At 69.5% G+C, this 24,935-nt stretch carries 12 protein-coding genes; 4 read left to right on the top strand and 8 right to left on the bottom strand.

Annotated elements, in window-relative coordinates:
• The first annotated feature begins 1 nt into the window (after nt 1).
• Both MOQ72_RS01760 and MOQ72_RS01755 read left to right on the top strand, forming a co-directional pair.
• Nucleotides 2-1,234, top strand: a complete 1,233-nt coding sequence (locus MOQ72_RS01760) for a cytochrome P450 (protein ID WP_242180005.1) — start codon at nt 2-4, stop codon at nt 1,232-1,234.
• Between the two features lie 68 nt (nt 1,235-1,302).
• Nucleotides 1,303-6,588, top strand: a complete 5,286-nt coding sequence (locus MOQ72_RS01755; protein WP_242180004.1) for an ATP-binding protein — start codon at nt 1,303-1,305, stop codon at nt 6,586-6,588.
• A 157-nt stretch (nt 6,589-6,745) separates the two neighbouring features.
• Here MOQ72_RS01755 and MOQ72_RS44270 read toward each other — a convergent pair whose 3' ends face one another.
• A complete protein-coding gene (locus MOQ72_RS44270; protein WP_277953407.1) occupies nt 6,746-6,874 on the bottom strand; it encodes a hypothetical protein in 129 nt (42 codons plus the stop codon).
• 85 nt (nt 6,875-6,959) lie between these two features.
• On the opposite strand from MOQ72_RS44270, the gene MOQ72_RS01750 reads away from it, so the two are divergent.
• Together MOQ72_RS01750 and MOQ72_RS01745 are read left to right on the top strand one after the other, a co-directional pair.
• On the top strand, nt 6,960-7,424 hold the full coding sequence (locus MOQ72_RS01750; RefSeq protein ID WP_242180002.1) for a DUF5753 domain-containing protein: 465 nt from the start codon (nt 6,960-6,962) through the stop codon (nt 7,422-7,424).
• Nucleotides 7,424-7,714: a DUF397 domain-containing protein gene (locus MOQ72_RS01745; protein WP_242180368.1), complete on the top strand. Its 291-nt coding sequence runs from the start codon at nt 7,424-7,426 to the stop codon at nt 7,712-7,714. The genes MOQ72_RS01750 and MOQ72_RS01745 overlap by 1 nt, the downstream gene beginning before the upstream one ends.
• A 94-nt stretch (nt 7,715-7,808) precedes the next feature.
• Here the strand turns inward: MOQ72_RS01745 and MOQ72_RS01740 are convergent, their stop codons facing one another.
• From MOQ72_RS01740 to MOQ72_RS01710, 7 genes are all read right to left on the bottom strand, one after another.
• Entirely contained in the window at nt 7,809-8,675 is an 867-nt protein-coding gene (locus MOQ72_RS01740) for a class I SAM-dependent methyltransferase (RefSeq protein ID WP_242180001.1), read from the bottom strand.
• Nucleotides 8,650-9,468 carry an acyl-CoA thioesterase gene (locus MOQ72_RS01735; RefSeq protein ID WP_242179999.1) on the bottom strand — a complete coding sequence of 273 codons (819 nt, stop codon included), beginning with the start codon at nt 9,466-9,468 and terminating at the stop codon, nt 8,650-8,652. The genes MOQ72_RS01740 and MOQ72_RS01735 overlap by 26 nt, the downstream gene beginning before the upstream one ends.
• A 13-nt stretch (nt 9,469-9,481) precedes the next feature.
• Nucleotides 9,482-11,221 (bottom strand): acyl-CoA dehydrogenase family protein, encoded by a 1,740-nt coding sequence (locus MOQ72_RS01730; RefSeq protein WP_242179998.1) that lies wholly within the window; start codon nt 11,219-11,221, stop codon nt 9,482-9,484.
• Nucleotides 11,218-12,792: a PfaD family polyunsaturated fatty acid/polyketide biosynthesis protein gene (locus MOQ72_RS01725; protein ID WP_242179997.1), complete on the bottom strand. Its 1,575-nt coding sequence runs from the start codon at nt 12,790-12,792 to the stop codon at nt 11,218-11,220. Before MOQ72_RS01725 ends, MOQ72_RS01730 begins: the two co-directional genes overlap by 4 nt.
• On the bottom strand, nt 12,792-19,700 hold the full coding sequence (locus MOQ72_RS01720; protein WP_242179994.1) for a beta-ketoacyl synthase N-terminal-like domain-containing protein: 6,909 nt from the start codon (nt 19,698-19,700) through the stop codon (nt 12,792-12,794). The genes MOQ72_RS01725 and MOQ72_RS01720 overlap by 1 nt, the downstream gene beginning before the upstream one ends.
• A 34-nt stretch (nt 19,701-19,734) precedes the next feature.
• Nucleotides 19,735-21,111: a KR domain-containing protein gene (locus tag MOQ72_RS01715; RefSeq protein WP_242179993.1), complete on the bottom strand. Its 1,377-nt coding sequence runs from the start codon at nt 21,109-21,111 to the stop codon at nt 19,735-19,737.
• Nucleotides 21,112-21,191: 80 nt separating this feature from the next.
• Nucleotides 21,192-24,863 carry a type I polyketide synthase gene (locus MOQ72_RS01710; protein ID WP_242179991.1) on the bottom strand — a complete coding sequence of 1,224 codons (3,672 nt, stop codon included), beginning with the start codon at nt 24,861-24,863 and terminating at the stop codon, nt 21,192-21,194.
• Between the last annotated feature and the right edge of the window lie 72 nt (nt 24,864-24,935).

Below are 24,935 nucleotides of genomic sequence, written 5' to 3'. Positions count from 1 at the left end.
CATGGCCCAGCTCAGCATGGAGCAGATCTACGCCGAAGAATCCATCGCCGATCCCTATCCCCTGTACCGCAGGATCAGGGAGGCCGACCCGGTCTACTGGGACGAGCGAATGGGCGACGACGGCGGCTGGATGGTCACCGGGTACGAGGCCGCGGTGACCGCGCTGATGGATCCCCAGCTGTCAGCCGCGCGACCGCAGTGGCTCGCCGAGCGGTTGCCCGCCGACGCCGACGCATCGCAGACCACTGCGATGCAGGCCCTCCACCAGCAGATCGTCACCTCCGATCCGCCGAAGCACAACCGGATCCGCCGCGAGCTAAAGGCCCCCTTCATGCCGCGACCGGTCGACGACATGCAGGAGCAGGTCACCAAGGCCGCGCACCGGCTGCTGGACGGCGCGCTCGCCGACGGCGGCGGTGAGTTCGACCTGATGGCCACCTTCGGGTACCCGCTACCGGCGCTGAGCATCGGGGGCATGCTCGGCGTTCCGGGCGGCGAGAACCAGGACTACCTGCACTGGATGCTCTGCCTCGGGCTGCTCATCGACGATGGCCCGGCCAGTCGCCAGCACCAGGCGAAACTGCTCGGCGGCGTGCACGAGTTCGTCGAGTTCTTCCGCGGCCTGGTCTCCCAACGCCGCGGCGACCGGCGCGACGACCTGCTCCAAGCGCTCGCCGACTCCTACACCGGCGGCCACTGGGCCTCCGAGGAGGAGTTGCTGGGCAACCTGGCCTTCCTGTTGACCGCCGGGCAGATCAGCACCGCCCACCAGATCGGGAACTCGGTGCTGCACCTGCTGCGCGAGCCCGACCTGTACGAGCAGGTGCGCGCCGATCCGGCGATGGTGTCGAACATGTCGGCGGAACTGATGCGCTTCGACTCATCGGTCCAGCTCACCAAGCGCCGGGTCGTCGAACCCTTCGAACTCGGCGGGCACGAACTGGCGCCCGGTGCGGAGCTCTTCGTCTGGATCGGCGCCGCGCATCGCGACCCCGACCAGTACCCCGATCCCGACCGCATCGACCCGGAGCGGGGCGAGATCCCGCACATCGCGTTCGGCCGCGGCATCCACTTCTGCCTCGGCGCGCGACTGGGCAAGGTCGTCCACGACCTCGCCGTGCAGGCGTTCGTCGAGCGCGTCCCGCAGCCGTCGCTGGCGGCCCCGGACGCGGTCGACCGGTCGATCATGCCGACCTTCCGCGGCCCGTTCCGGCTCCCGGTTCGCTACCGGTGATCGGTTTCGGTTGCTGACGCGCGCCGCCTGAGTGCCAGGCGCATTCCGGTCCGGCTAGGAGGAGCACCTTGTTCCACAGAGTCGCCATCGTCAACCGCGGCGAGCCCGCGATGCGGATGATCCACGCGATCCGCGAGCTGAACGCCGAGGGCGAGAACATCAGCAGCATCGCGTTGTGCACGGACGAGGAGCGCGGCGCGGCGTTCGCCCGGGAAGCAGACAGCGCGCACTGCATCGGCCCGGCCGCAGCGCGCCCGTATCTGGATCTGGACCGACTGGCACACGCCCTGGTCGCCACCGGTGCCGATGCCGCGTGGCCCGGCTGGGGATTCGTGGCGGAGGATCCGGCGTTCGCCGAGCTCTGCGACCGGCTCGGGGTGACCTTCGTCGGCCCGAGTGCCGAGGTGATGCGCAAGCTCGGCGACAAGATCGAGGCCAAGCTGCTCGCCGAGATCGCGGGTGTGCCGGTGGCACCGTGGAGCCGGGGCGCGGTCGCCGACCTGGACGCCGCGCGGTGCGCGGCCGGGGAAATCGGATATCCGCTGATGCTCAAGGCCGCTGCCGGGGGTGGCGGACGCGGCATCCGGGTCATCACCGGTGCGGCGGAGCTGGTCGACGCCTACGACCGGGCCCGGCGGGAGGCTGGCCAGGCGTTCGGCAGCGACGCGGTGTTCCTGGAGCGGCTGCTCCCGGCGACCAGGCACGTCGAGGTGCAGGTGATCGGCGACGGGCAGGGCGAGGCGTGGGCGCTGGGCGTGCGGGACTGCTCGGTGCAGCGGCGCAACCAGAAGATCATCGAGGAATCCACTTCCCCGCTGCTGAGCGCCGAGCAGGTCGACGAGCTCAAGGCGGTGGCGCGGCGCCTGGCGCTGGCTGTCGACTACCGGGGCGCGGCGACCGTCGAATTCCTCTACGACCCGCGGGAAAAGCGCTTCTCGTTCCTAGAGGTCAACACCCGGCTGCAAGTGGAACACCCGGTCACCGAGGCAACTACCGGAATGGACCTGGTGAAGGCGCAGTTGCGGGTGGCCGCCGGGGGCAGGCTCACCGGCCCGGTGCCCGCCGAGGTCGGCCACGCCATCGAGGTCCGGCTCAACGCCGAGGACCCGGACCGCGACTTCGCGCCCGCGCCGGGCCGGATCAAGCGGTTCGACCCCGCCACCGGCCCCGGCGTGCGGGTCGACGCCGGATTCGCCGTCGGCGACGTGATCCCGCCCGACTACGACTCGATGGTCGCCAAACTGGTGGCCTTCGGCCGCACCAGGGACGAAGCGCTCGGCCGGGCCCGTCGCGCTGTCGCGGAGACCACGGTGCTCATCGAGGGCGGCACCACCAACAAGGCGTTCCTGCTGGAACTGCTGGGCACACCGGAAATCGTCGACGCCACGGCCGACATCGGCTGGATAGACCGCCGCGATCCCCGGCCGTCGCCGGACCATCGAGGTGTCGCTCTCGTCGCCGCGGCGGTTGACACCTACTTGGCCGCGGAGCGCGAGCGGCGGCGGCAGCTGTTCGCCAGCGCTCGACGCGGCCAGCCGCAGTTGCCACCGGACGACGACCTGACCATCCCGTTGAAGCTGCACCGCGCGATGCACCAGGTGCGGGTCGCCCGGATCGGGCCGAGCAGGTTCCGAGTCGCCGTCGATGCGGACGAGCGCGCCGCAGACGTCCACTTCGTACGCGTCGACAGCGTCAAGGGCCGGATCACGCTCAACGGTCGGGGATTCGACGTCCTGACCGATCGGCACGGATCGCAGCACCTGGTGGAGGTCGAGGGCACCACGCACCGCATCAGCCACGACGACCGAGGCGTGCTCCGCGCACCCGCCCCGGCGCTCGTCGTCGCCGCGGTGGCCGCCGAGGGTGACGAGGTCGATGAGGGCGAGCCGGTTCTGGTGCTGGAGAGCATGAAGATGGAGACCGTGCTGCGCGCTCCGTTCGCGGCGAGGTTGACGGAGTGCCTGGTGCCGGTCGGCGGTCAGGTCGAGGCGGACGCCCCGCTGCTGCGGTTGGAGCCGCTGGCCGACGGCGTTGAGCAGTCGGGCGGACCGGCCGATGACCTCGGACTGTCCGAAGTGGATGCACCGTGCGGTGCGGATCGGGTGTCGCGTGGTGTCGAGGACCTGCGCAACACCTTGCTGGGCTTCGATGCCGATCCGCTGGACGAGCAACGGGTTCGCACCGACTACTTCGCCGCACGTCGCGAGGCGGAGCACCGGCCGCTCCCAGCTGAGATCGAACTGCTGCGGATGTTCGCGGTCCTCTCCGACCTGGCCCGGCGCAAGCCCGCGACGAGCGGAGTGGCGAATCCGCACGAGCAGTTCCACGCCTACCTGCGCTGCCTCGACGTCGAAGCGGCTGGTCTGGCACCGGATTTCCAACACCAGCTGTCGACGATTCTCGGCTACTACGGGATTTCCGGTTTCGCGCACAGCGAGGAGCTCGAAGCGGCCATCTTCCGCAGCTACCTCGCGCAACAGCGCTCCGCATCGGGCGTCGCGGTGGTCACCGCTGTTCTGCGGCAGTGGCTGGCGGACCCGCCGCCGAGCGACGACCTACGCGATGCCGTGCGAGAAGTGCTGGAGGAGCTGGTCACTGTCGCTGGACACGCAGTGGCGGACCTGGCGCGTCGAGTCCTGTTCTGGCGGCTCCAGCAGCCTGCCCTGCGCCGCACGCGCGCCCGGACCTACGCGCAGGTGCGCGCCCATCTGCGGTACCTCGACGAACATCCCGAAGCACCGGACCGGGACGACCGGATCAGGGCCGTGATGTCCGCCCCGGAACCGCTGGAACACCTGCTCGGACACCGCGTCAACCGCAAAGGGATCGACCTGGGGCCAATCCTCGAAGTGCTGTTGCGCCGCCGTCGCCCGGTGCTGGCTCCGGCGGACATGCGGTGTTTCGAGGTCGACGGCTGCACCTTCGTCACGGTGGATCGATCACTGGTGACCGCGGCCGACTTCGACCGCTTCGAGGCCGCGGCGGAGGCGATCGCGAAGGTGGCGCGCGATGAGGTCGACACCGTGGTCGATGTCTACCTGAGCTGGCCCGAACCACCGGCGGACACCGATGCGATGGCGGCCGAACTGCACCGCGTGCTGACCCGAGCCGCCCAGCCCGAGATGCGGCGGCTGACCGTCTCGGTGCTCGATCGTGCTGGCTGCGCCACCCAGCACTTCACGTTCCGCCCGCAACGGGGTGGCATCGCCGAAGTGCGCGCGGATCGCGGCGTTCACCCGGATCTCCGGGAGCAGTTGGGCCTGTGGCGGTTGCGGAACTTCGAGCTGACTCGGCTGCCAGCGGTCGATTCGGACGTCCACCTTTTCAACTGTGCGGCGGACTCCGTGGTGGCGATCTCGCTGGTGCGGGACTTGGCACCGCTGCGCGACGAAGCCGGGCACATCGTCGCCCTGCCAGGCGCGGAGGATGCGCTCGCCGCCGCGACCGAATCCATCGCCGCCGCGGCGAACCCCGAGATCCAGGTGCGCCGGGTCTTCCTCGAAGCGCTCCAACCGATCGCGTTGACCACCGAGGAACTGGCTCGGGTCGCGGCCCGCTTCGCCCCGGCGCTGCACGCTGGCGTGGTGGAGATCCGGTTCCGCGCGGCGCACGGCGAGTTTCGAATCCGCCACCCGCTGACCTCGGCGGAAGTGCAGGTCGAAGCGGCTCCTGCCGAACCGATCGAACCGCTTTCCGACCTGCACCGCAGGGTGCTGCGGGCGCGCCGTCGCGGGACCGTGCACCCCGTCGACCTGATCGCCCTGCTCACTCGGGACAGCACGTTCACCGAACACGAACTGGACAGCTCCGGCGAGTTGGTGCCGGTCAACCGGCCTGCGGGCCGCAACACCGCTGCGGTCGTCGTGGGCGTGACGAGCACGCCGACGCCGCAGCACCCAGCTGGGGTGACTCGAGTCGTGCTGCTCGGCGATCCGACCAAAGCGCTCGGGGCGTTGGCCGAACCGGAGTGCGCGCAGGTTTGTGCCGCGCTGCGCCTCGCGGAGCGGATGCGGGTTCCGGTGGAGTGGTTCGCGTTGTCGGCGGGCGCGAAGATCTCGATGGACTCCGGGACGGAGAACATGGACTGGGTCGCCCGCGCGCTCAAGGCGATCGTCGACTTCACCCAGCAGGGCGGTGAGATCAACGTGGTGGTGGCGGGCGTGAACGTCGGCGCGCAGCCGTACTGGAACGCCGAAGCCACCATGCTCATGCACACCAAGGGAATCCTGGTGATGACACCGGATTCGGCGATGCTGCTGACCGGCAAGAAAGCGCTGGACTTCTCGGGCAGTGTCTCGGCGGAGGACAACTTCGGCATCGGCGGCCACGACCGCGTCATGGGACCCAATGGGCAGGCCCAGTACTGGGCCCCCGACCTGGCCGGGGCGCTGGACGTGCTGATGAGCCACTACGACCACAGCTACATCGCGCCGGGCGAACCGGGCCCCCGCCGGGCCATCACTGCCGACGCCGTGGATCGGGACGTTCGCCGGTACCCGCACGCGATGGCCGACAGCGACTTCGAGACGGTGGGCGACATCTTCTCCGCCGCGAAGAACCCGGACCGCAAGAAGGCGTTCGACATCCGAACCGTGCTGCGTGCGGTCACCGACCAGGACCTGCCGATGCTGGAACGCTGGGCGGACATGGCGGACGCGCAGACCGCGGTGGTGACCGACGCGCACATCGGCGGATTCCCGGTGTGCCTGATCGGTATCGAATCGCATTCGGTGCCGCGCCTGGGATTCCCGCCCAGCGACGGTCCGAGCGCCTACACGGCGGGAACCCTGTTCCCGCGCTCGGCGAAGAAGGTGGCCCGCGCGATCAACGCCGCCAGCGGGAACCGGCCGCTGGTGGTGCTCGCGAACCTGTCGGGCTTCGACGGCTCGCCGGAGTCGATGCGGACCCTGCAACTCGAATACGGAGCGGAGATCGCCCGCGCGGTGGTCAACTTCCGCGGCCCGATCGTGTTCTGCGTCATCTCCCGGTACCACGGCGGAGCATTCGTGGTGTTCTCCAAAGCGCTCAACCCCCGCATGACGGTGCTCGCGGTGTCGGGCTCCTACGCCTCGGTGCTCGGTGGCGCGCCTGCCGCCGCGGTCGTCTTCGCTGGCGAGGTCGACGCGCGCACGAACCGCGATGCCCGCGTGCAGTCGGATCCGACCGCGCAGCGGACGCGGGCGGCGGTGCGGGCGGAGAAACTCGCCGAGGTGGCAGGCGAATTCGACGCGGTGCACAACATCCGGCGCACGGTAGAGGTCGGTTCGGTGGACGCCATCATCGAACCAGCGGAACTGCGGCCCCGAATAATCGCAACTCTGGAACGCGAACTAGGCGCACAAGACGCGGGCTGAACATTTCCGGCCACGAGCATGCGCCTTGGGGTCGTGAGTGCGTAGCCGGGGTTGGAGACGGGTTGGAGCCCGGTTACGCACTCAGGTGCGCAGGTGGTGCCGTCCGGTGGCTGGGTGAGGAGCACCCTTGACACGGTAACTTGGTGAAGGGTGCCCCTCACCCCGGTGTCCTGCGGTGCGGTTGCGCCGATGTCAAGGAGAACCAGCGGGTGGGTGTCTGACTGGCCAGGAGAGCGAGAATCAGCAGGTTGATGAGCACCAGAGTGCTGAGCTGAAGCCAGAACATGGTGGTTTTCTCCTTCGCGGGAGCAGTCGGGCTTTGCGGCGGTGGCGCGTGTCAGGTCCAGTTGGCGAGGAGATGCCAACAGCGCATGCAGATCATGGAGTCATCCGGAGTCGGGGATGCCGAACTTGAGGACCGAGTATCGATTCGTCAAATGCGGCAAGGGATTCTGAGCAAGCGGAATCCCGTCGAGTTGTGCACGTTCATCGACGAGACGGTGTTCGCGAGGCCCGTTGGCGGCCCACGCGTCATGGCAGACCAACTTCAACAGGTCGTCTCCGTTGGCAACACCGAGAACGTGACAGTGCGAGTCCTCCCCCGATCACTCGGCGCTCACGCGGGATTGAGCGGAGCGTTCGTGCTGTACGAGTTCGTCAAGTCGCGTCCGGTGGTTTATCTGGAGGCACGCAGGTCTGGGGCATTCATCGACGCCCCTGAAGACGTGAGCTTGTTCCTGGACGCGGTGAAGTTGCTCGAAATGCGGGCCTCTGATCCTGCTGTCTCGCGCGAGATACTGAACGAGTACGTGCAGCAATACGAGAGCGAGGCGTGATGACGGCCGAGTTACGTGGCTGGCGGAAGTCCAGCTGGAGCGGTGCCGAAGGCGACTGCGTCGAGGTGGGTTGGTCGAAGTCTTCCCACAGCGGCCCGCAGGGAAACTGTATCGACGTTGGCTGGCGGAAGTCTTCCCACAGCGGTGCTCAAGGGGACTGCGTCGAGGTGGGTTCGGGGCCCGAGTTTGTCGGGGTTCGGGATACCAAGGATCGGGATGGCGGGACCTTGGTGTTCCGGCGCAGGCAGTGGGTTGCGTTCATCTCGGGTCTGCGGGATCCGCGCTGCTGAGGCCAGTGCGTTCCGCCTGGTCAGAGGTCGTGAGTGCGAAAGCGGGCTTAAACCCCCTTTAGCACTCACGACCCCAGTCGGGTGCGGTGCGAGGTCAGGTGGGGTTCGGGGCGAAGTGGACGAGGGTGTTGTTTGGGCGGAGGTTTCGGATTGGGAACGCGCCTCCCATGTACGGGTTCAGGTAGCGGAAGGTGAGCCCTCGTCCGGGTGGGTAGCCCACGTCCTGGACTTCTTCGACCGCCGGGTGCATGGCGAACAGGCGCTTCCGCAGTTCGTCCACGCTGGCTCCCCAGCGCAGTGGTGGTAGGCGGTACTTGTCGTCCCGCTTGCCTTTGCGGCCGCGCATCATCAGGACGTCCAGCCAGCTTCGGCCCGAGGTTTGGCGGGTCAGCCAGCCCGGCATCGCGTCGAACATCAGCGACGCTCCCGGGAAGCGCTCCGCGCACTTGCGGAGCAGGGCCCACGCTTCGTCTTCCCCCAGGTACATCAGCAGGCCCTGGATGCTGATGAACAGGCCGCCCGCTGGGTCGACCTCGTCCATCCACGCCTCGTCGAGCGCCGAACAGGAGAGGTTGTGGAGCCGGTCGGTGTCCGGCAGGTACTTCCGGCGCACCTGCATGGTTTCCTCCAGGTCCACCGACAACCAGCGGACCCGGCCGTTGTCGACCCGCCAGAACTGCGTTTCCAACCCGTCCCCGAGGGCCACCACGGTGCCGTCCGGATTGGTCGCGAGGAACTTCTTGATCTGCGCGTCGAAGCACACCGCCCGCAGCGCCAGGGCGATGTGCGGGCGGCCGAAGTTCTCCTCGAAGGGGTAGTCGATGGCCTCGGCGATGGAAACCGACTTCGGATCCTCGATCAGCGCATCCGGGCGTCGGGACTCCGCCGCGCGGCAGTACAGCGGCCAGAGCAGCGTCTCCGGAACGCCCTCCAGATCAACTCTCGTCCTCGGCTCGCTCACCCTGTTCTCCTCCGTTGTCGTTGGTCAGCACTCGGCGCAGCTGCCGGGATTGCGCGAGCAGGACCCCGTTGCGGTCCCACAGGTCCGCTTCGTCCACGCACCAGCCCTGCCCGTTGGTGACGTTGCGCTGGACCACCAGCACGTCGTCGTCGACGGGCCGGGTGGCCAGGTCGACGTGCAGGTGCACGGACAGTTCCGCGGAGACGATCGGCGCCGCTTCGGTCAGCAGCGGGTAGATGCCCGGCGGCATCACGTCGGTCAGCACGATGGCGACCAGGGCATCGACGGGCACCGCCGGTTGCAGCCGGAACCAGTACGCCATCTCCGATTCCGCCGATCCGGACATCGGAATCCCGCCGCTGCCGTACCGGATGACGAACTGCTGCCCGAACGGAACCAGCTCGGGCGGGAACTCGATCTCCAGGCTGTCCTCGGGCCTGGGTACCGCGGGCGCTTCGACGCGCTGCTCGACCGGGGCCCCGTCGATGCTCCGCGCGAACACGAAGGAGGCCAGCAGCACCGGCATGCCATCCTGGATGCCGCGCACCGTGACGAACTGGCTGGTGCGACCGGCCCTTTCCAAAGTCGCGACGAACGAGATCGGTGCCTCCGACGGGCTGCGCAGGAACTGGGCGTGCGTCGCACGCGGTGCGCCGTCAACCAGGTCAGCCGCTGCCCGCGCGGCCAACGCGTTGAGCAGGCCGCCCTGCGGGCCCAGCCACGCCCACCACGACCGCGGCACCTCGACTTCCCAGCGCCCGGGCCCCTCCCGCACCGCCCCGCTCGATTTCACCAGTGGATGCGATTCAGCGTTCACAGTTGCTTCTCACTTCCCAACCGAGGACGAGCGGAACCGCGCTGAAGAGCTTGTTCGCGGTGTGCAGGTTTTCGACCAGGGCGTACATCTCGGTCGTGTCGTGCGCGTCGAGCCGCGGAGTTCGATCGCTGGCCCGGTCCAGCAGGACGGAAAGCGCTGCTGACAGCCAGCCAGGCGAACCCGCGGGCCGACTATACAAACAGCGCTGCCGGTTGAACCACCAAAAGAACACGCAACTCGCCGCAGCGTGCAGCCAGCAGAACCGGGCGGCCAGGTCCAACCGCTGCGGATCTCCCGGCGCGCCGCGCGCTCGCACCCGGTGCATCGCCCGGATCACGCTGCTCAACCGCGCGTTGACCTGCTTTACCCGCGCGGCAGCAGGGTGTCCCGCCAGTTCCGCGACGGCGGCAGCGGCCATGCCGGGGAACCCGGCCGTGACCGGATCCATGCCGCGCAACGCGAGATCCAGCCTGTCGAGCCGCACCGGCCCAAGCGGATCGCCCAGCCGGAACGTCGCGGCGACCTCGTCCGGTATCGCCGCCTCCGGCGCGGACGCGGGGAACTGGGCGACCAGCGTCGCGATCGACCACAGGTTCGCGTCCGGTGCCGTGTCGATGTGGCGGACCACCACGTTGTCCCGACGCGCGATGTCGAAGGCTGCGAACGGACCGTCGTGCAGCAGGCTCCTAGCCCCCAGGACGTCCGAGCAGAGCGCGAAGACCTCGGCCGACAGGTCGGTGGCCACCCGCTTCGCGATCCCCGACCAAAGGCACTGCGTCGCGGGCAGGACGTGCATTGCTCGCGACGCCGACAGGGCGACGGCATCGCAGGCGAGCAACAGCGCGGCGGCGGTCGCGAGAGCCCGTCGCGGCTGAGCGTGCTCCGCGAGGAGCCGGCCGCCGAACCTGTGCTCGCCAGCGAAATCCATCGCCAGCCGCAGGCCCGTGTCAGCGCATCCGAGGTTCGCCGCCGTGCTCAGCACCCGCACGAATTGCATCACCTTCAACGCGATTTCCACCCCGCGACCGATGCCGCCGATCACGCACCCGGCGGGGACCTCGACGTCGTCGAAGCTGACGCCGACCGAGTCGATGCCGCGCATGCCGCTGGTGCGCTTCGGTTGATCGCGGCGAACGGCCGCGAGCTGTTCGCCCGTCAACAGCACTGCGGTGAACGCTGCCGGGCCGCGCTCGCCGGTACGCGCGACGACGACCAGCGCATCGCACCGGTCACCGATGCCGGCCAGCCATTTCCGGCCGTTGAGCCGGAAACCACCGGCATCGCCGGTATCCAACCGGCACTCGTTGGCCAGCAGGTCGCTGCCGTGCGCGGACTCCGCCATCGCGAATCCGATGACTCCGCCAGCAGCCAACAGCCGCACGACCTCCTTGCGCTGCTGCGCGTTGCCCGCGAGCAAGACGCAACCCGCACCGGTGACGCTGAACATGGTGGCTGGCATCGCAGCGCCGTCGCGTCGGGAGACCAGCCGGGCCAGGGTCAGCGTTTCATCCATTGTGGACAACTGCCCGCCGTCGTCTGAAGGGACGAAAGACAGGCCGAGGTGCTGGGCGAACTCGCTGGCGAACGCCTCGGGGAACTTCGCTTCGCTGTCCCGCGCCACGACCGAGTCGAACCCGAACGGGTTGGTCGGATTGCGCGGGTCGCCCAGCAGCCGCTCCAGTTCCACCGCCGCCGGGTACGTCTGCGCCGCTTCATCGAGCGCCGTCATCGCGCGCCTCCGGGAAGCGGCCGGTAGCGGACGCAGCTCGACGGCAGTCGGATGCCGGAGGCACGGAGTTGGCGCACCCGATCGGTGAACGCCGCGCCCCGCATCAACTGCTGCGCGACGTCGGCCACGTGCCGGTTCGGCGCGGGTTCCAGGTAGCTGCCGCGCACCCAGTCGTTGAACGCGCCCATCGCGGGGCCGCACCAGATCTGGTAGTCGATGGTCCGGTCCGGCTGCCCGCTGGTCGCCCAGGCCGACGACATCCCGAGGTACCAGCGGAAGACCAGCGCCATCCGCCGCTTCGGGTCGTCGGCGGCGCGCTGCACCTGCGCCGGGTCGCGGCTGTCGAAGAAACCGACCACATCGGACCAGATCTCCTCGAAGGAGCGCTGGAACACCCGCTGCTCCAGCCGGTTGCGCTCCTCCTCGGGGATCTCGTCGAGTCCGCCGAACGTCCGGTACAGCTCGTAGAGCCGCCGCGCCCGCATCGGGAACATGGTGCCCTTCTTGAGGGTCTGCACGTCCACGCCGAGCTCGAACATGTCCGCGGCCGGGGCCATCTCGCAGTCGCTGATCGTCGCGGCGGCCAGCAGGTCGCGAGCGGCCGGTGAGACCCCCGACTCCACGCACGACTGGTTGACCGAACCGCTCACCACGTAGTCGGCACCCAGGCACAGCGCCGCCGCGACGGCTTCGGGCGTGCCGATCCCGCCTGCCGCCCCGACCCGGATCTCCACTGGTCGGCGGTATTCCCGGCACACCTCGTCGCGCAGCTGGGCGATCACCGGGGACAGTGCGGCCAGCGGTCGCCGGTCGGTGTGGCCGCCGGAGTCGGCTTCCACCGTGATGTCGTCGGCCATCGGCACGGTGCGCGACCACTCGGCCTGTTCGGCGGTGATCAACCCATCCCGAAGCAACCCGGCGACCAGCTTCTCCGGCGCCGGGCGCATGAACCGGGCGGCGACTTCCGGCCGGGAGACCTTCGCGATCACCCGGTTGCTGGCGGCCGGTTCGCCGCGCTCACCCCGGACCAGCCCGGCCACCCGGTACCGCACGATGTGCGGGGTGAGGTCCATGAACGCCGACGCCTCCACGCAGCGGACCCCGTGCTGGAGGTACAGCTCGACGGTGCCGCGTTCCAGGGCGTCTTCGCTCGGGCTGTGGATCAGGTTGGTGGCGAAGGGCTTTCCGGGGATCTCGCGTGCGAACCGGCGCAGCGCGGTGTCGATCCGGTCGGGCAGCAGTCCGGCCGAGCCGAACGACCCGAGGAACCCGGCCCGCGCCATGGCGATGACGACTTCCTCGGAGGCGACACCGTTGGCCATCGCGCCGCTCATGTAGGCGAAGCTCACGCCGTGCTGCGCGCGGAACCGGGCCGATCCCAGCCGCTGCGGCGGCAGTGGTCCGACTGCGGAGAGCAGCCGGGCGCCGGGCGGCGGCTGCTCGTTGGTGACGCCGATCCCCTGCTCGGTCTGCACCGCGTAGCACGGCGACTCCAGCCGGTTGAGCACGCTGCGAATGCCGTCCGGTTCGGTCTGCACCACAGTGGCCGAACCGTTCGCAGTGATCGACATCAGCCTTCCTCCACATCGGACGGAGACGACCGCCGGACTTCCACCGCTACCCCGCCGAGCTGGTAGATCCGCAGCCCGGACTTCCAGACACTGGCATCGGCGACCACCACCACCCGGTCGTCCTCGCGCCGGATCTCCGCGACGTGCGCCTCGAAGGTCATCTCCGGATCGGTTCGCGAGACCTGCCCGCGGTACTTCCAGGTCAGCTCGACGTCGGTGGCCATCGCGAAGGTCGCCGGTCCCAGGTCGTCGGCCAGCCCCAAGTCGATCACCATCACCTGCAACGCCTGGATGACCGACTCCACGCCCAGCGAGCCCGGCATCACCGGGTCCAGGTGGAAGTGGCAGTCGAAGTACCAGTCGGCCGGGTCGATGTGCCGCCGTCCGTGCAGGTAGCCGAGGCCGTGCTCGCCGCCGTCGGCTACGAGGTCGACCGAATCCACCAGCCGCAGGTGTCCGTCGGCCAGTCGCAGGCCGGTGCCCGGCTGCGGTTGGAACCACCGGTCGTCCGAGCGCACCGACAGGCTGCGGATCCGGCTCGGCTCGACCTCGTGGGCCGCCAGCCAGGTCGGCACCTGCTTCCCGGCGTCCAGTCCCACCTGGTTGGCCAGTGCCTGTTCGCTGAAGTAGCCGTAGGTGGACTCGCCGACGTAGCAGGTCTGGCCGTCGGCTTCGAGGGTGTAGCGGAAGCTCTGGATGATCGCGCCCGGCATGGCGTGGCTGGACAGCAGCACGGATTCCTGGCGGATCGTCCGGTCCCGCAGGTCGAGGTCGGCGACCAGGGTGGCCTTGCCGTCGAGGTTGCGGATGCCGTAGTCGGTGCCCGGATCGCGCAGCGTCGGCCCCAGGTAGTAGCCCAGCAGGATGGCCGACTGCAGGGAGGTTTCCATGAACACGCAGTTCGGCATGCGCTGGCTGGAGTTCTCGGCGAAGTACCAGTCCTCGGCGGCCGCGTCGTACTCGGTCACCAGCTTCGCACCGGGTTCCAGCACGCCTCGGGTGCCCTCCAGCCGCAGCATCCGGTCCGTGAACAGGAAATCCCCGTTGGGGATGTAGGGGGCGCGGCGGCCTCGGTAGATCTCGAACTCCGGTCCCATCGCGGTGGCCAGGTCGCCCTTGGCGGCGTGCGCGGCGTGGAACTCGTTCATGATTACCGGCTCGCCGTTGTGGTTGCGCCGCCCGAGGAACGGCGGAATCCCGCCGCGCTCCGGCCGGTACGGGGTGCCCGGCTTCTCCCGCACCTGGATGCCGAAGTCGTTCATCACCATGATCGGTTTGTCGCCCTGGTACACCGTGATGTCGGCGATCACGGTGGGGCGCGGCAGCAGGGTGATCTCGGTGATCTCGGCGTGGTAGCGGATGTTCGGTGTTCCGGGGACGACCTGGCTGCGCACCTTGAACTCGGTGCGCAGTTCGGGGACGGGTTGGAACTCGGCGTCCGGGAACACCAGGTGCAGGCCCAGGTACATGGCGAAGACCTGGAGCAGTTGGGTGCCGCCCTCGCCGATCAGCGAGCCCGGCAGCACCGGGTCACCGACGAAGTGGCACCTGAAGAACCAGTCGTCGGCGTCGATGTGCTGCACTGCTTCGAGCTCGCCGAGCTCGCACGGCCCACCGAGCCGGTCGATGCGCACGACCTCGTCGATCATGCTCATCGCCTCGCCGGGCAACCGGATCGACGGATTGCACCAGTCGGCCCGCTGATCCCACTCGGGTCCGAACACGCCGCCGAGCTCGCCCGCCGCCAGCATCTTCAGGTCCTCTTTGGACAGTTCGGTTCGGTCGGTGCGGGCCAGCGGCTTGAACCGCCGCTTCACGGGTTCGCCGCGACGCGTCCTGGTCGGGTCGGGCAGCATCACACCTGGCGAGTTGGCCAGTTCGTCGTCGGTGAAGAAACCGCCGCAGCCGTCGCTCAACTCCAGGATCAGTTCGCCGTCGGCGTAGCAGCGGTAGCTGAAGAAGAAGATCAGCCGCTCATCGTTCCAAACCATCCGGTCGATGGAGATGTCGTAGCGCAACGTCTGGCCTTCGCGCGGCAGCGGCCCGTGGAACACCATCGCGCTGTCGAGCAAGCGGTACTTCCGGGCACCGCCGTGCCGCAGGTCGACGCCCAGGTAGGACGCCAGGAGCAGCACGCACTGGCCCGCTTCGACGGTCACCACACCGGGCACCTGGCCGTCGACGGTGAACCACGCGCCGACCGGGACGTCGTACTCGGTGCTGATCTTCGGCGTCCCCGAATCCTCCAACACGACTACTCGGGTGGTGAACAGGAACGGCGGCGCGGGCAGCCGGACCCGGCGTGGCAGAGCGTCGATCTCGGCGGCCCACGAGCCGAACACCTTGGCCACATCACCCTCGGCGAACTCGACGAGATCTCGGTCGGTCCACAGGACGTGCTGCGAGTCTTCGACGAGCGCTGGCTCCAACCGTTCCAAGGCGATCTGCTGCAAGGTGGCCTGGGTGCGCAGCACCGCCTGGTGGGCCTGCGCGATGGTGCTGGACAGCACGGCAAGCGGCCGGGTCCCGTCAAGCGCCGCTCGGGGCGCGGGTGCGGGTATCGCGAGTTCCTTGCTCGGCGGCGGCTCTGCGGGCTCAACCGGTCGTGAGTGGTTTTGGCTGCTATGACGACCAGAACCACTCACGACTCCAGCATCGGAGCTTTCGGCGAGACGCGGCACGAACGGTACGAACGGGTCGCCGTCGAACTCGATCCGCTCCGGCGACGGCGGAGGCGACTGCGGCGCCTGCGCCAGCGCGGCGACGGCACCCCGGCGCACCCGCTCGGCGCCTGGATCCGCCCAGTTCACGGTTTGCACCAATCGGCGCTGCGGTGTCTCCGGCGCACCGAGCAGTCGGGTCACGTCGATGCGCATGCCGTGGCTGATCAGCCTGGCCAGCGCCATCGGCAGTGCATTTCCGGTCGACATGCCCCGGCGGTCGATGGACACCGCCAGGTGCGGCTGCGCGCCGAGGGTCTGGCCGATCCACCGCGTGCAGGTGGCGTTCGGCCCCACCTCGACGAAGAACCGGAAGCCGCGGTCGTAGGCGACGCGGGTGAGCCGCTCGAAGTCGAGCGTCCGGCTCAGCGTCGCGGAAACTCGCCCGGCCAGACCATAAACGTCGTCGGTGTCCACCTGCCCGTAGTCGTAGGCGGTGAGCAGTTCGACATCAGGCGGCGGGGGTCCCAACGGGTAGTCGGCCAGCGCGGTCAGCTCCGGCATGGTCGGGTCCACCAACGAGCAGTGCAGCACGTGGTTGGCCGGTGCCTTGGCAGCCTGGCAACCGAGCCGCGCGATCAGTTCGCGGCAGACCTCCGGCGCGCCCGCGATGACCACTTCGCCCGGCGCGTTGACGTGCGTGATGAACACCCGCTCCAGGTCCCGCATCGCCTCCCGCACGCGATCCGCGCTGGTGAGCAGGACGTGCGTGGACCACAACGCCTGGTCCGGAACGTCCTCGGCCACTTCCCAGGTTTCGCGCACCACGCGCTTCGGTCCGCACAACTCCGTCCGGAACAGCGGGGTGTTCATGATCGCCGCGTCGTTGGCCGGGGAGTTCTGCCACACCCCTGTGGAGGCGAGCATGCTGCCCTCGCCCAGGCTGTACCCGAAAGCTCCGTCCGGCGCGATGCCGAGCACGTCCCGCAGCACCTGGGTGTGCACCACAGCCAGGTTGCTACCGGTGATGAGCATCGACGGCGTGTCGTCGAGCAGGTCCGCCTCATGCCGCAGCAGTGCCCGTCGGTCCAGGCCACCGACCGCCCTGGGGTACAGCGCCCGGTGCCGGAACCGATCAGCTGGTTCTTCGGCGTTCTGCTCGAACAGCGTCAGCGTCTGCGGGAACAGTCGGAAGAGGTCCCGCGCCACGCCGGGATACGCGGTGAACGCACCGGGGTAGACGAACGCGACCCGGCCCGGACCGATCGGACGGGCCGTGCAGAAACTGCCGGACGGCGTCGCCCACTCGCCTCCCGCGGCGACCGTCTCCGGCAGACCTCGTTGCGCCGCTTCGAGCTCCACCCGCATGCCCGCGCTGTCCATGGCCACCAGGACTGCGGTTAGCCGCGTCGGCTCCTGGTTCGTCCAGCGCTCACGCGCCAGATCGCGGAGCTGGCGACCCGAGTCCAGTTCGTCGAGGCACCGCCGCGCCTGGTCGGCGAGCCCCGGACCATCATCGGCGGTCAACGGCAGCAGCACCGCGCCGATGCCTTCGGCCCACGTCACCTGGTGCCGCACCCCGGCAGTGTCCGCGCTGGCGACCACCAGATGCGCAGCGGTCGTGCTGTCGGTGGAGCTGATCGCCGCGTACCTGGGCCGATCCTGGTGTCGTCGCAGCCAGGGTTGCGGTGCTTCCAGGCAGCAGAACGGCGAACCGTCCAATTCGGACAGTTCGGTGCCGTCGAAGGGCGTCGGCGGCAGATCAGCGCGGTACTGGCACAGCGCGACTTGCACCAGGGACAACAGCGCCGAGCACCGCTGCGTGTCGCCCACCAGCGACGCCACACTGCCCACCGCGCAGGAATGCGGATCCTCCCCGACGCGGTATGCAGTGGCCAGTTGCGCCAGCTCGGTCCGCCGTGTCGCTTCGGTGCCACCGGACAGTTCCAGGTAGTCGACGTCGGTCCCGCTGATGCCCGCGCTGGCCAGGCTGACGCGCGCCGCGTCGGCCACGGCGTCGGTTCCGTGCCGCAGCGCGACGGATTCGATCGTCGCGTAGCTTGCCGGGCGCTGGTCGGCTCGGGTGAGCACGACCGCAGCCGCGCCGTCGCCCAGCGGTGCGAGTTCGACCCCCTGTTCGGCCGCCAGCCGCGACCGCACCAGCGTGTTCTCCATCCCGCAGGCCAGGTCGACGCCACCGACCACGACCGTCTCGATGCTGGGGTCCAGCAGCAGCAAACCGGCCACTTCGAGCGCGGCGGCACCTGCCGTGCTGTCGGAGGAGATCGTGAAGGACGGACCGCTGAAGTTCCGGGACGCCGAGATCCGGCTGGCCATGATGTTGCCGATGTAGCTCAACACCTCGTTCGCGCCGAGCGGATCGTGCACGGCGTCGCGGACCGCCGCCACCAACTGGTCGAGTTCGTCGATACCGAGCTGCACCCCGGCGCGGGCGCATTCGGTGCGCACGTGCGCACCGATGTCGAAGCGGGCCCGGTGCTGGTGCGCCCTCGGTTCCATCTCCATCGCGATCACCACCGCGACCCGCGCGGGCGGCTCGGCCGTCCGAGGGCCGGGCGGAACCGCCGGGTAGCCAGCGTCGAGCAGGGCCGCCTCCATCGCCTGGAACAGGGCCAGGTGCTGCGGATTCGAACCAGCCAGTTCGGCGGGCAGCAGCCGGTAGGCGCGCGGATCGACCTCGATCCGCTCCAGGTAGCCACCGGCCGGGGCGGGCTGGCCGTCCCACAGGTCGCTGTACCAGCGCCCTTCCGGCAGCGTTCGCAGGATCGGTTCGGCGGTGCGGACGACTCGCTCGAAAGCGGCGACATCGTCCACGTCGCCCACCTTCACGCCGACACCGGTCACCGCCATTCGCGGAATGCGAACCTCGGACGGCGTCGGTTTTGCTTCTTGGGCCTGGGAAAGCACCACGTGCGCATTGGCTCCGCCGAAACCGAAACTCGACACCCCCACCCGCCGAGGCCGACCGCTGCTCGGCCAGGGGCACTCCGCGCGCACGACGCGCTCGGCGGCCGCCTCGCCGCCCTCCGGCGCCAACGGCTGCGCCACACCCGGCGTTGCCGGGATGATGCCGTGCCGCATCGCGAGGATGGCCTTCACCATGCTCGCCAGCCCGGCCGCGCTCAGCAGGTGCCCGACGTTGCCCTTCATCGAACCGAGCAGCGGCGGGCCACCGTGCTCGGCGAAGAACTCGGCCAGTCCGATGAGCTCCGTGGCGTCCCCGATCGGAGTTCCGGTGGCGTGGCACTCGATGTAGTCCACAGTGGATGGATCGAGGTCGGAGTACGCCTGCCGGTACGCCGCCAGCTGGCCTGCCTCGTTCGGGACGAGCAGGTGCTTGCCCGCGCCGTCGTTGCTGAGTCCGATGGCGTCGATCACGGCGTGCACCCGGTCGCCGTCGCGCAGCGCATCGGAAAGCCGTTTGAGCACGAACATCCCAGCGCCCTGGCCGACGATGATTCCGGCGGAGCGCTCGTCGAACGGCTGGCTGACCGCCCCATCGGTAGACAGCGCCCGCAGATCCGAGAAGGCCAGGTGGAGCAGCACCGCGTCAGGTGCGCACACCGCACCGGCGAGCATCACATCGGCGTTCCCGGTAGCGAGCTGGTCCCTCGCCAGCGCCAGCCCGTACAGCGCGGACGCGCAGGCCGCGTCCAGCGCCAGCCGCGGGCCCCGGAGTCCCAGTGCCTCGCCGATCACGTTGGTGGGCAGGCCGGACGGCCAGATGTTCCGCGCGGCGACTGCTGGTTCGGCGGTCGCGGGCCGGACGTCCAGCCCGGCCGCGCGGAGCCCGTCGTGCACCGCCTTCCGCACCAGCGGCACGGCGAACTGGCTGGACAGCTCGGTGGGGAAGGAATAGTTGCCGAGCACGAACCCGGTGCGAGCGGGCAGCGCCGCATCGTCCAGTCCGGCATCGGCCAGCGCCAGCCGGGCGGTGTGCAGCGGCCAGCGCACCACGCGATCCATCCCGGCGAGCTCGTCGGCCGGGATGCGCAGCCCGCTCAGGTCGATGTCCGGCTCGCGGACGAATCCGCCCACTGTGGACGATATGTGGTGCTGCGGGTCGCCCCAGCCACCAGGAACCGCCGCACCGTCGCCGAAGTGCTCTCCCCCGCCGTCGACACGGTGATCCGCCTCGTCCCGGACGCACGTCCACAGCTCGTCGGGGCTGCCCGCGCCGGGTACGAGGCAGGACATGCCGACGATCGCGATCGGAGTGTTGGTCATGGGCATATCTCCGCGTTCGGGGACGGGTGGCGAGTCAGGTGGCGACGACCGAGACCACGGCCGTTGGCTGGTCGGACGCGAAGTGCTCGACGACGAACTGGACACCGGCATCGACGGGAATCGGTTCCACGCCCCGTTCCCGGAACATCCGCGCCAGTTCCGGGGTCACCATGCCGCCCGCCCACGGACCCCAGTTCAACGAGGCCACCTTGGCTCCCGGCAGGTGCCGCGACAACGTGCAGGCCAGCCGGTTCAGCGACTCGTTCGCCATCGCGTAGTCGGCCTGCCCGCGGTTGCCGAAGAAACCGGCGACCGAGGAGTACAGCAGCACGTAGCGGATCCGGTCGTGGTCCACCGCTTCGAGCAGCGACCGGAGGCCGAACAGCTTCGGCGCGAAGACCGCGTCGACGTCCGCAGCGGTCTTGTCCACGAGCAACCGGTCGGAAAGCGCGCCCGCACCATGCACAACGCCGGTGATCCGGTCGCGGTATTCGCCGAGCGCGGTGCGGACCGCGTCGCGGTCGGCAACGTCCACCGCGAGGTATTCGACGAACGCACCAGCTTCGCGGATCGCGCCCAACGTGCGTCGGATCTCCCGTTGCGCCACGAGGTTCCGGTACACCGGCTCGACATCGCGCGGGGTCGGCTTGCCGCCGTTCTCCTTCAGCTGCGCCGCGATCGCCGCCTTCAGCTGCGGCTCCACGACGTCGTTGGCCCACGTCGGCTCGTCTTCCAGCGGAGTGCGGCCGAGCAGCAGCAGACCGGTGCGGAACCGACGCGCCAAACCGACCGCGCATTCCGCTGTCACACCGCGTCCACCACCCGAAACAACCAGGAGGTCGTCCGGCCCTGGCACCGCATTCGGTGCGCACGCGGGCAATTCGGGATCGACACCCGGTTCCGAGCCCGGTACCACGGTCCGGCGGATGCCCTCGGCGTCGTAGCCGACCTGCTGCGACCCGCCCGCCGAGTCGTGCACTTCGGCCAACAACGCCTCGGCGCACTGCTGCACGGTGAGGTCCGGGTGCAGGTCGACCGCGCGGCAGAAAACAGCCGGTGCCTCGGCTGCCAACGTCTTGACCAAACCCGGCAGTCCGCCCGTCACCGCGGTTTCCAGCGCCACACCGGAGAACCCGAGGAGCCCGTCCATGCGGGTCACCGCGACGAAAGCCGCCCGCGTGCTCGCGGCCGTGCGCTCGAGGCCCCGCTGCACGCCACCGGCCAGCAACAACGCATCACGCAGCGAGCCCGCCGCCGAGTCCCAGTCCGCCGGGGCATCGTCGGCAAGCCACAGGACGAGGTCGAGGCTTTCGGCATCACGCGGCGCGGATTCGTCCAGCACGACCCACCCGGCATCGCGCAGTCGGGCGGCGAGCGCGTCCGCGAAAGCACTGCTGCTTCCGGCGATCACGGCCGTCGGGTTGGGCCGGTACGGCGACTCGGCGGGCTCGGGCGCGGACAGCCGGGACAGCCTCGCTGGCAGCGGCCGGATCAGGCTTTTGGGGCCGCCGCCACCTCCCCGGCGAGGAAGCCGACGATGTCTTCTAGGGTCCGCAGCTCTCCCAGCATCTCCGGGCTGGGCTCCCGCACGTTCGGGAACTTCTCCCCCAGCACGCCCATGATCTCGACCCGCTTGATCGAGTCGATGCCCAGGTCGGACTCCACGTCCATGGCCAGGTCGAGCATGTCGCCGGGGTAACCGGTCTTCTCCGCGACCACCGCGAGCACGGCCTCGCGCACCTCCTCCCGGTCCGGCGCGACCGGGTCCGCTGCGGCGGGGGCGGGCGGTGCGGCGACGGGTTCTGGCGATCCGCCGAGCGGTGCCATCGCCCCGTCCCCGTCGGCCGTGCTCGGTGTCGCCGGTCCGGCGAGGTGCCCGTTCCACTGCGGCGCGGGTGGTGTTGGTGGCACGTAATGCGCGGGCTCGGCGGGAATCCACGAGGTGGGCGCTGCGGACGGCAGACCGGCCTCCAAGCGCGCCAGCTCACCCAGCACCTCGCTGGCCCGCTGGTGGCTCTGCCCGATGGACACGCCGTGCTGGGTGACGGCCCTGATCGCTTCGAGCACCTCGTCCCGCACCGAGCCCTCCGCCTCACGGGCCAGCAGGCCGCTGAGCTGGTGCGCGATGGCCAGCTGGCTGTCCAGGTAGACGCGGTGGCTGTCGAGGTGGTTGGCGGCCATCGGGCCAGCGGCAAACCTCGCCGTCGCACCGTTGTCCGCCGACCGCACGGCCTGCTGCGCGTGCCCCTGATCGCCGTTGCCGGTGGTCAGCGGCTGCGGGCTCGACGGCGGGCTCGGCTGCACCGCGGGCTCGACGCGGTAGCCGTTCTCCAGCGCCTCCTGGTAGTTGCGACGGCGCTCTTCCGGCACGTAGTTGACTCCGTTCAACGGGATGCTCATCTTCTTCTCCGACTCCTCCGGCGCGGGTTCCGCAGCGAAGCGGTTCAATCCGGTCAGCGGCGCTCCCAGCACGGTCAGCCTGGCGGCCAGTTGCTTCAGCGCGTGGTCCCCGTCCCGGCCTGGCCCGGGGTCCGCCGCGAGCACGATCACGTCCGGCCGGTCCGCCAACGTCCGCCGGAGAAGCCCGGACAGCGCGGACTTCGGGCCGAATTCGACGAAGACCCGGAACCCGTCGGCGTACATCTGCTCGACCGACGGTCCGAACTGAACGGGTTCGGCGAGTTGGTTCACCAGCACGGCCCGGTTCTCCGTGCTGTCGTCGTGGTAACCCGCGCCAGCGGTGTTCGCGTACACCGGGATCTTCGGAGCTCGAACGTTCACGTGCGCCGCAGCGTCACCGAACGCGTCCAGGGCGTGCGCCACGTGTTTCGTGTGGAACGCGGCCGCGACGGGAAGCAGCGACGCCGAAACGCCCGCGGATCGGCACTCCGCGGCGAATTCCCGCACCGATTCGGTCGCACCACCGACGACTACCTGGTCCGGCGCGTTGTTGTTGCACACCACCACGTCCTCGCGCGCCCCCAGGAGCTGCTCGACCTCGGCCAGCGTCGCGCTGATGGCCGCCATGGTGCCGGGGTCGGCGTCCTGCTCCGGCTGGGCGGCCATCGCCCGGCCCCGCGCACCCGCCAACGAGTAGAAGTCGAAGTCGGAGAGGCTTCCGGCGGCCCAGAGCGCGGTGAGCTCGCCGAAGCTGTGGCCGATCGCGCCGTCCGGCGCGAAGCCGGACTCCGCGAGGTACCGGTACTGGCCCGCCGCGAGCGCACCGATGGCGAGTTGGGCGCTTTCCGTGCGACGCAGCGCCTCCTCGTGCGCGGAGCGGTCCGCGCCGTCGAAGGGCGGCGGCGGAAAGACCACCCTGCCAAGGGGAATCGAGCCGGTGTAAGCCTCGGCGGCGCTGTCGAATGCGGCCCGCACCGGCGGCGTCGACACGGCGGCGGCAGCTCCCATGCCGACGTACTGGCTGCCCTGACCAGCGAACATCGCGGCGACCTTGCTGCCCGCACCGTCCCGCAGCCGCGCGAACCGCCGGTAGTACGCCCCACCGGGGAGTTCGAAACTCTCGGCTTCCGCATCCGCGCGCAACCGCTCAGCCGCAGCGTCGCGCAGTTCCGAGCTCTCCTCGGGAGTCGCGGCGACGACCGCCAGTCGGCAGTGCTCGGCAGGTATCGACTCGCGCAGCGGATTGGCCTCGGCACCGCTGTCGAGCAGCGCAAGCAACTCCGCTGGGTTCTCGGCGTGCCAGACGTGCACCTGCGCCACCGGATGCAGCATCCGGTGCTCGTCGCCGGTGTGTTCCTCCAGCACGCAGTGGAAGTTGGTGCCACCGAAGCCGAACGCCGAGACGGCCGCGCGCCGGATCGGCCGAGCCGGATCCACCACCCAGGGCCGGGTTTGCGTGTTGATGTAGAACGGCGACGATTCGAACTCAGCGGCGGCGCGCGGTGTGTCCACGTTGATCGTCGGCGGCAGCACCTTTTGGTGCAGCGCCAACGCCACCTTGATCAGGCTCGCCGCGCCCGCGGCGCCCTTGGTGTGGCCGATCTGGGACTTCACCGATCCGACCGCCGCGAACTGCCGTTCGTCGGTGGCTTCGCCGAACACCTCCGAGAGCGCCTTGAGCTCGGTGAGGTCGCCGACCGAGGTGCCGGTGGCGTGGCATTCGAGCAGCCCGATCTGCTCCGGTCCGAAACCGGCGTCCTGGTAGGCCCGCCGCAACGCCCTGGCCTGGCCTTCGCCGCGCGGCGCGTAGATGCTCTTGAAACGTCCGTCGCTGGAACTGCCGACACCGCGCAACACCGCGTAGATCCGATCGCCGTCGCGTTCGGCGTCCGCCAACCGCTTGAGCGCCAGCAGTCCGATGCCCTCGCCGATGAGCGTGCCGTCCGCGGTCTCGTCGAACGGGCGGACCACGCCTTCTCGGGAGAACGCCGGGGTTTTCGAGAAGCACATGTACATCAGGATGGTGTTCTCGGCGTCGCAGCCACCCGTGATCATCAGGTCCGCGCGCCCGGTGGCGAGTTCACCGATCGCCATGTGCAGCGCTGCCAGCGAACTGGCGCAGGCGGCGTCCACCGTGCAGTTGGTGCCGCCGAAGTCGAACCGGTTGGCGATGCGCCCGGCCACGACGTTGCCGAGCATGCCCGGGAACGAGTTCTCCTGCCAGGGCGCGAGTGCCATCACGAACTTCTTCGCGATCTCGTCCGCATCCCGCTCGCTGAGCCCGCAGGACCGCACGACTTCCTTCAGCCGCGGAGTCTGCAACCGCAGGGCGAGCGGCTGAGTGAGCGAGTTCGCGCCGGTGATCCCGAGGATCACCCCGGTGCGCGACGGGTCGTACCAGGTCGACCCGTGCACCTGGGCGTCCTGCAACGTCTGCTTCGCCACCACGAGGCTCAGCAGTTGCAGGATGTCGGTGACCTCCAGGATGTTCGGCGGCAACCCGAACTCGAACGGGTCGAAGTCCACAGTGGGCACGAAGCCGCCGCGGCGGCAGTAGGTCTTGTCCGACGCGGCGGGATCCGGGTCGTAGTGGTCCTCGATCCGCCAGTGGCTCTCCGGCACCTCGCGGATGCAGTCCCTGGCCGCCACGACGTTGGCCCAGAACCGACGGAGGTCCGCCGCTTCCGGGAACAGCGAACCGAGTCCGACGATCGCGATATCGGTCGGCCGGGAGTTCACTGCTGCTCGGTCGATCGTTGTCATTCTCGGCCTCCCAGTCGGAATCTGGGTTCTGTGTGGGCATGCCTGCCCGGCGCCCACCTGGTCTGGCAAGCC

The sequence above is a fragment of the Saccharopolyspora soli genome, assembly GCF_022678645.1.
GTDB lineage: Bacteria > Actinomycetota > Actinomycetes > Mycobacteriales > Pseudonocardiaceae > Saccharopolyspora > Saccharopolyspora soli.
This window is presented reverse-complemented; position numbering and strand designations above follow the sequence as displayed.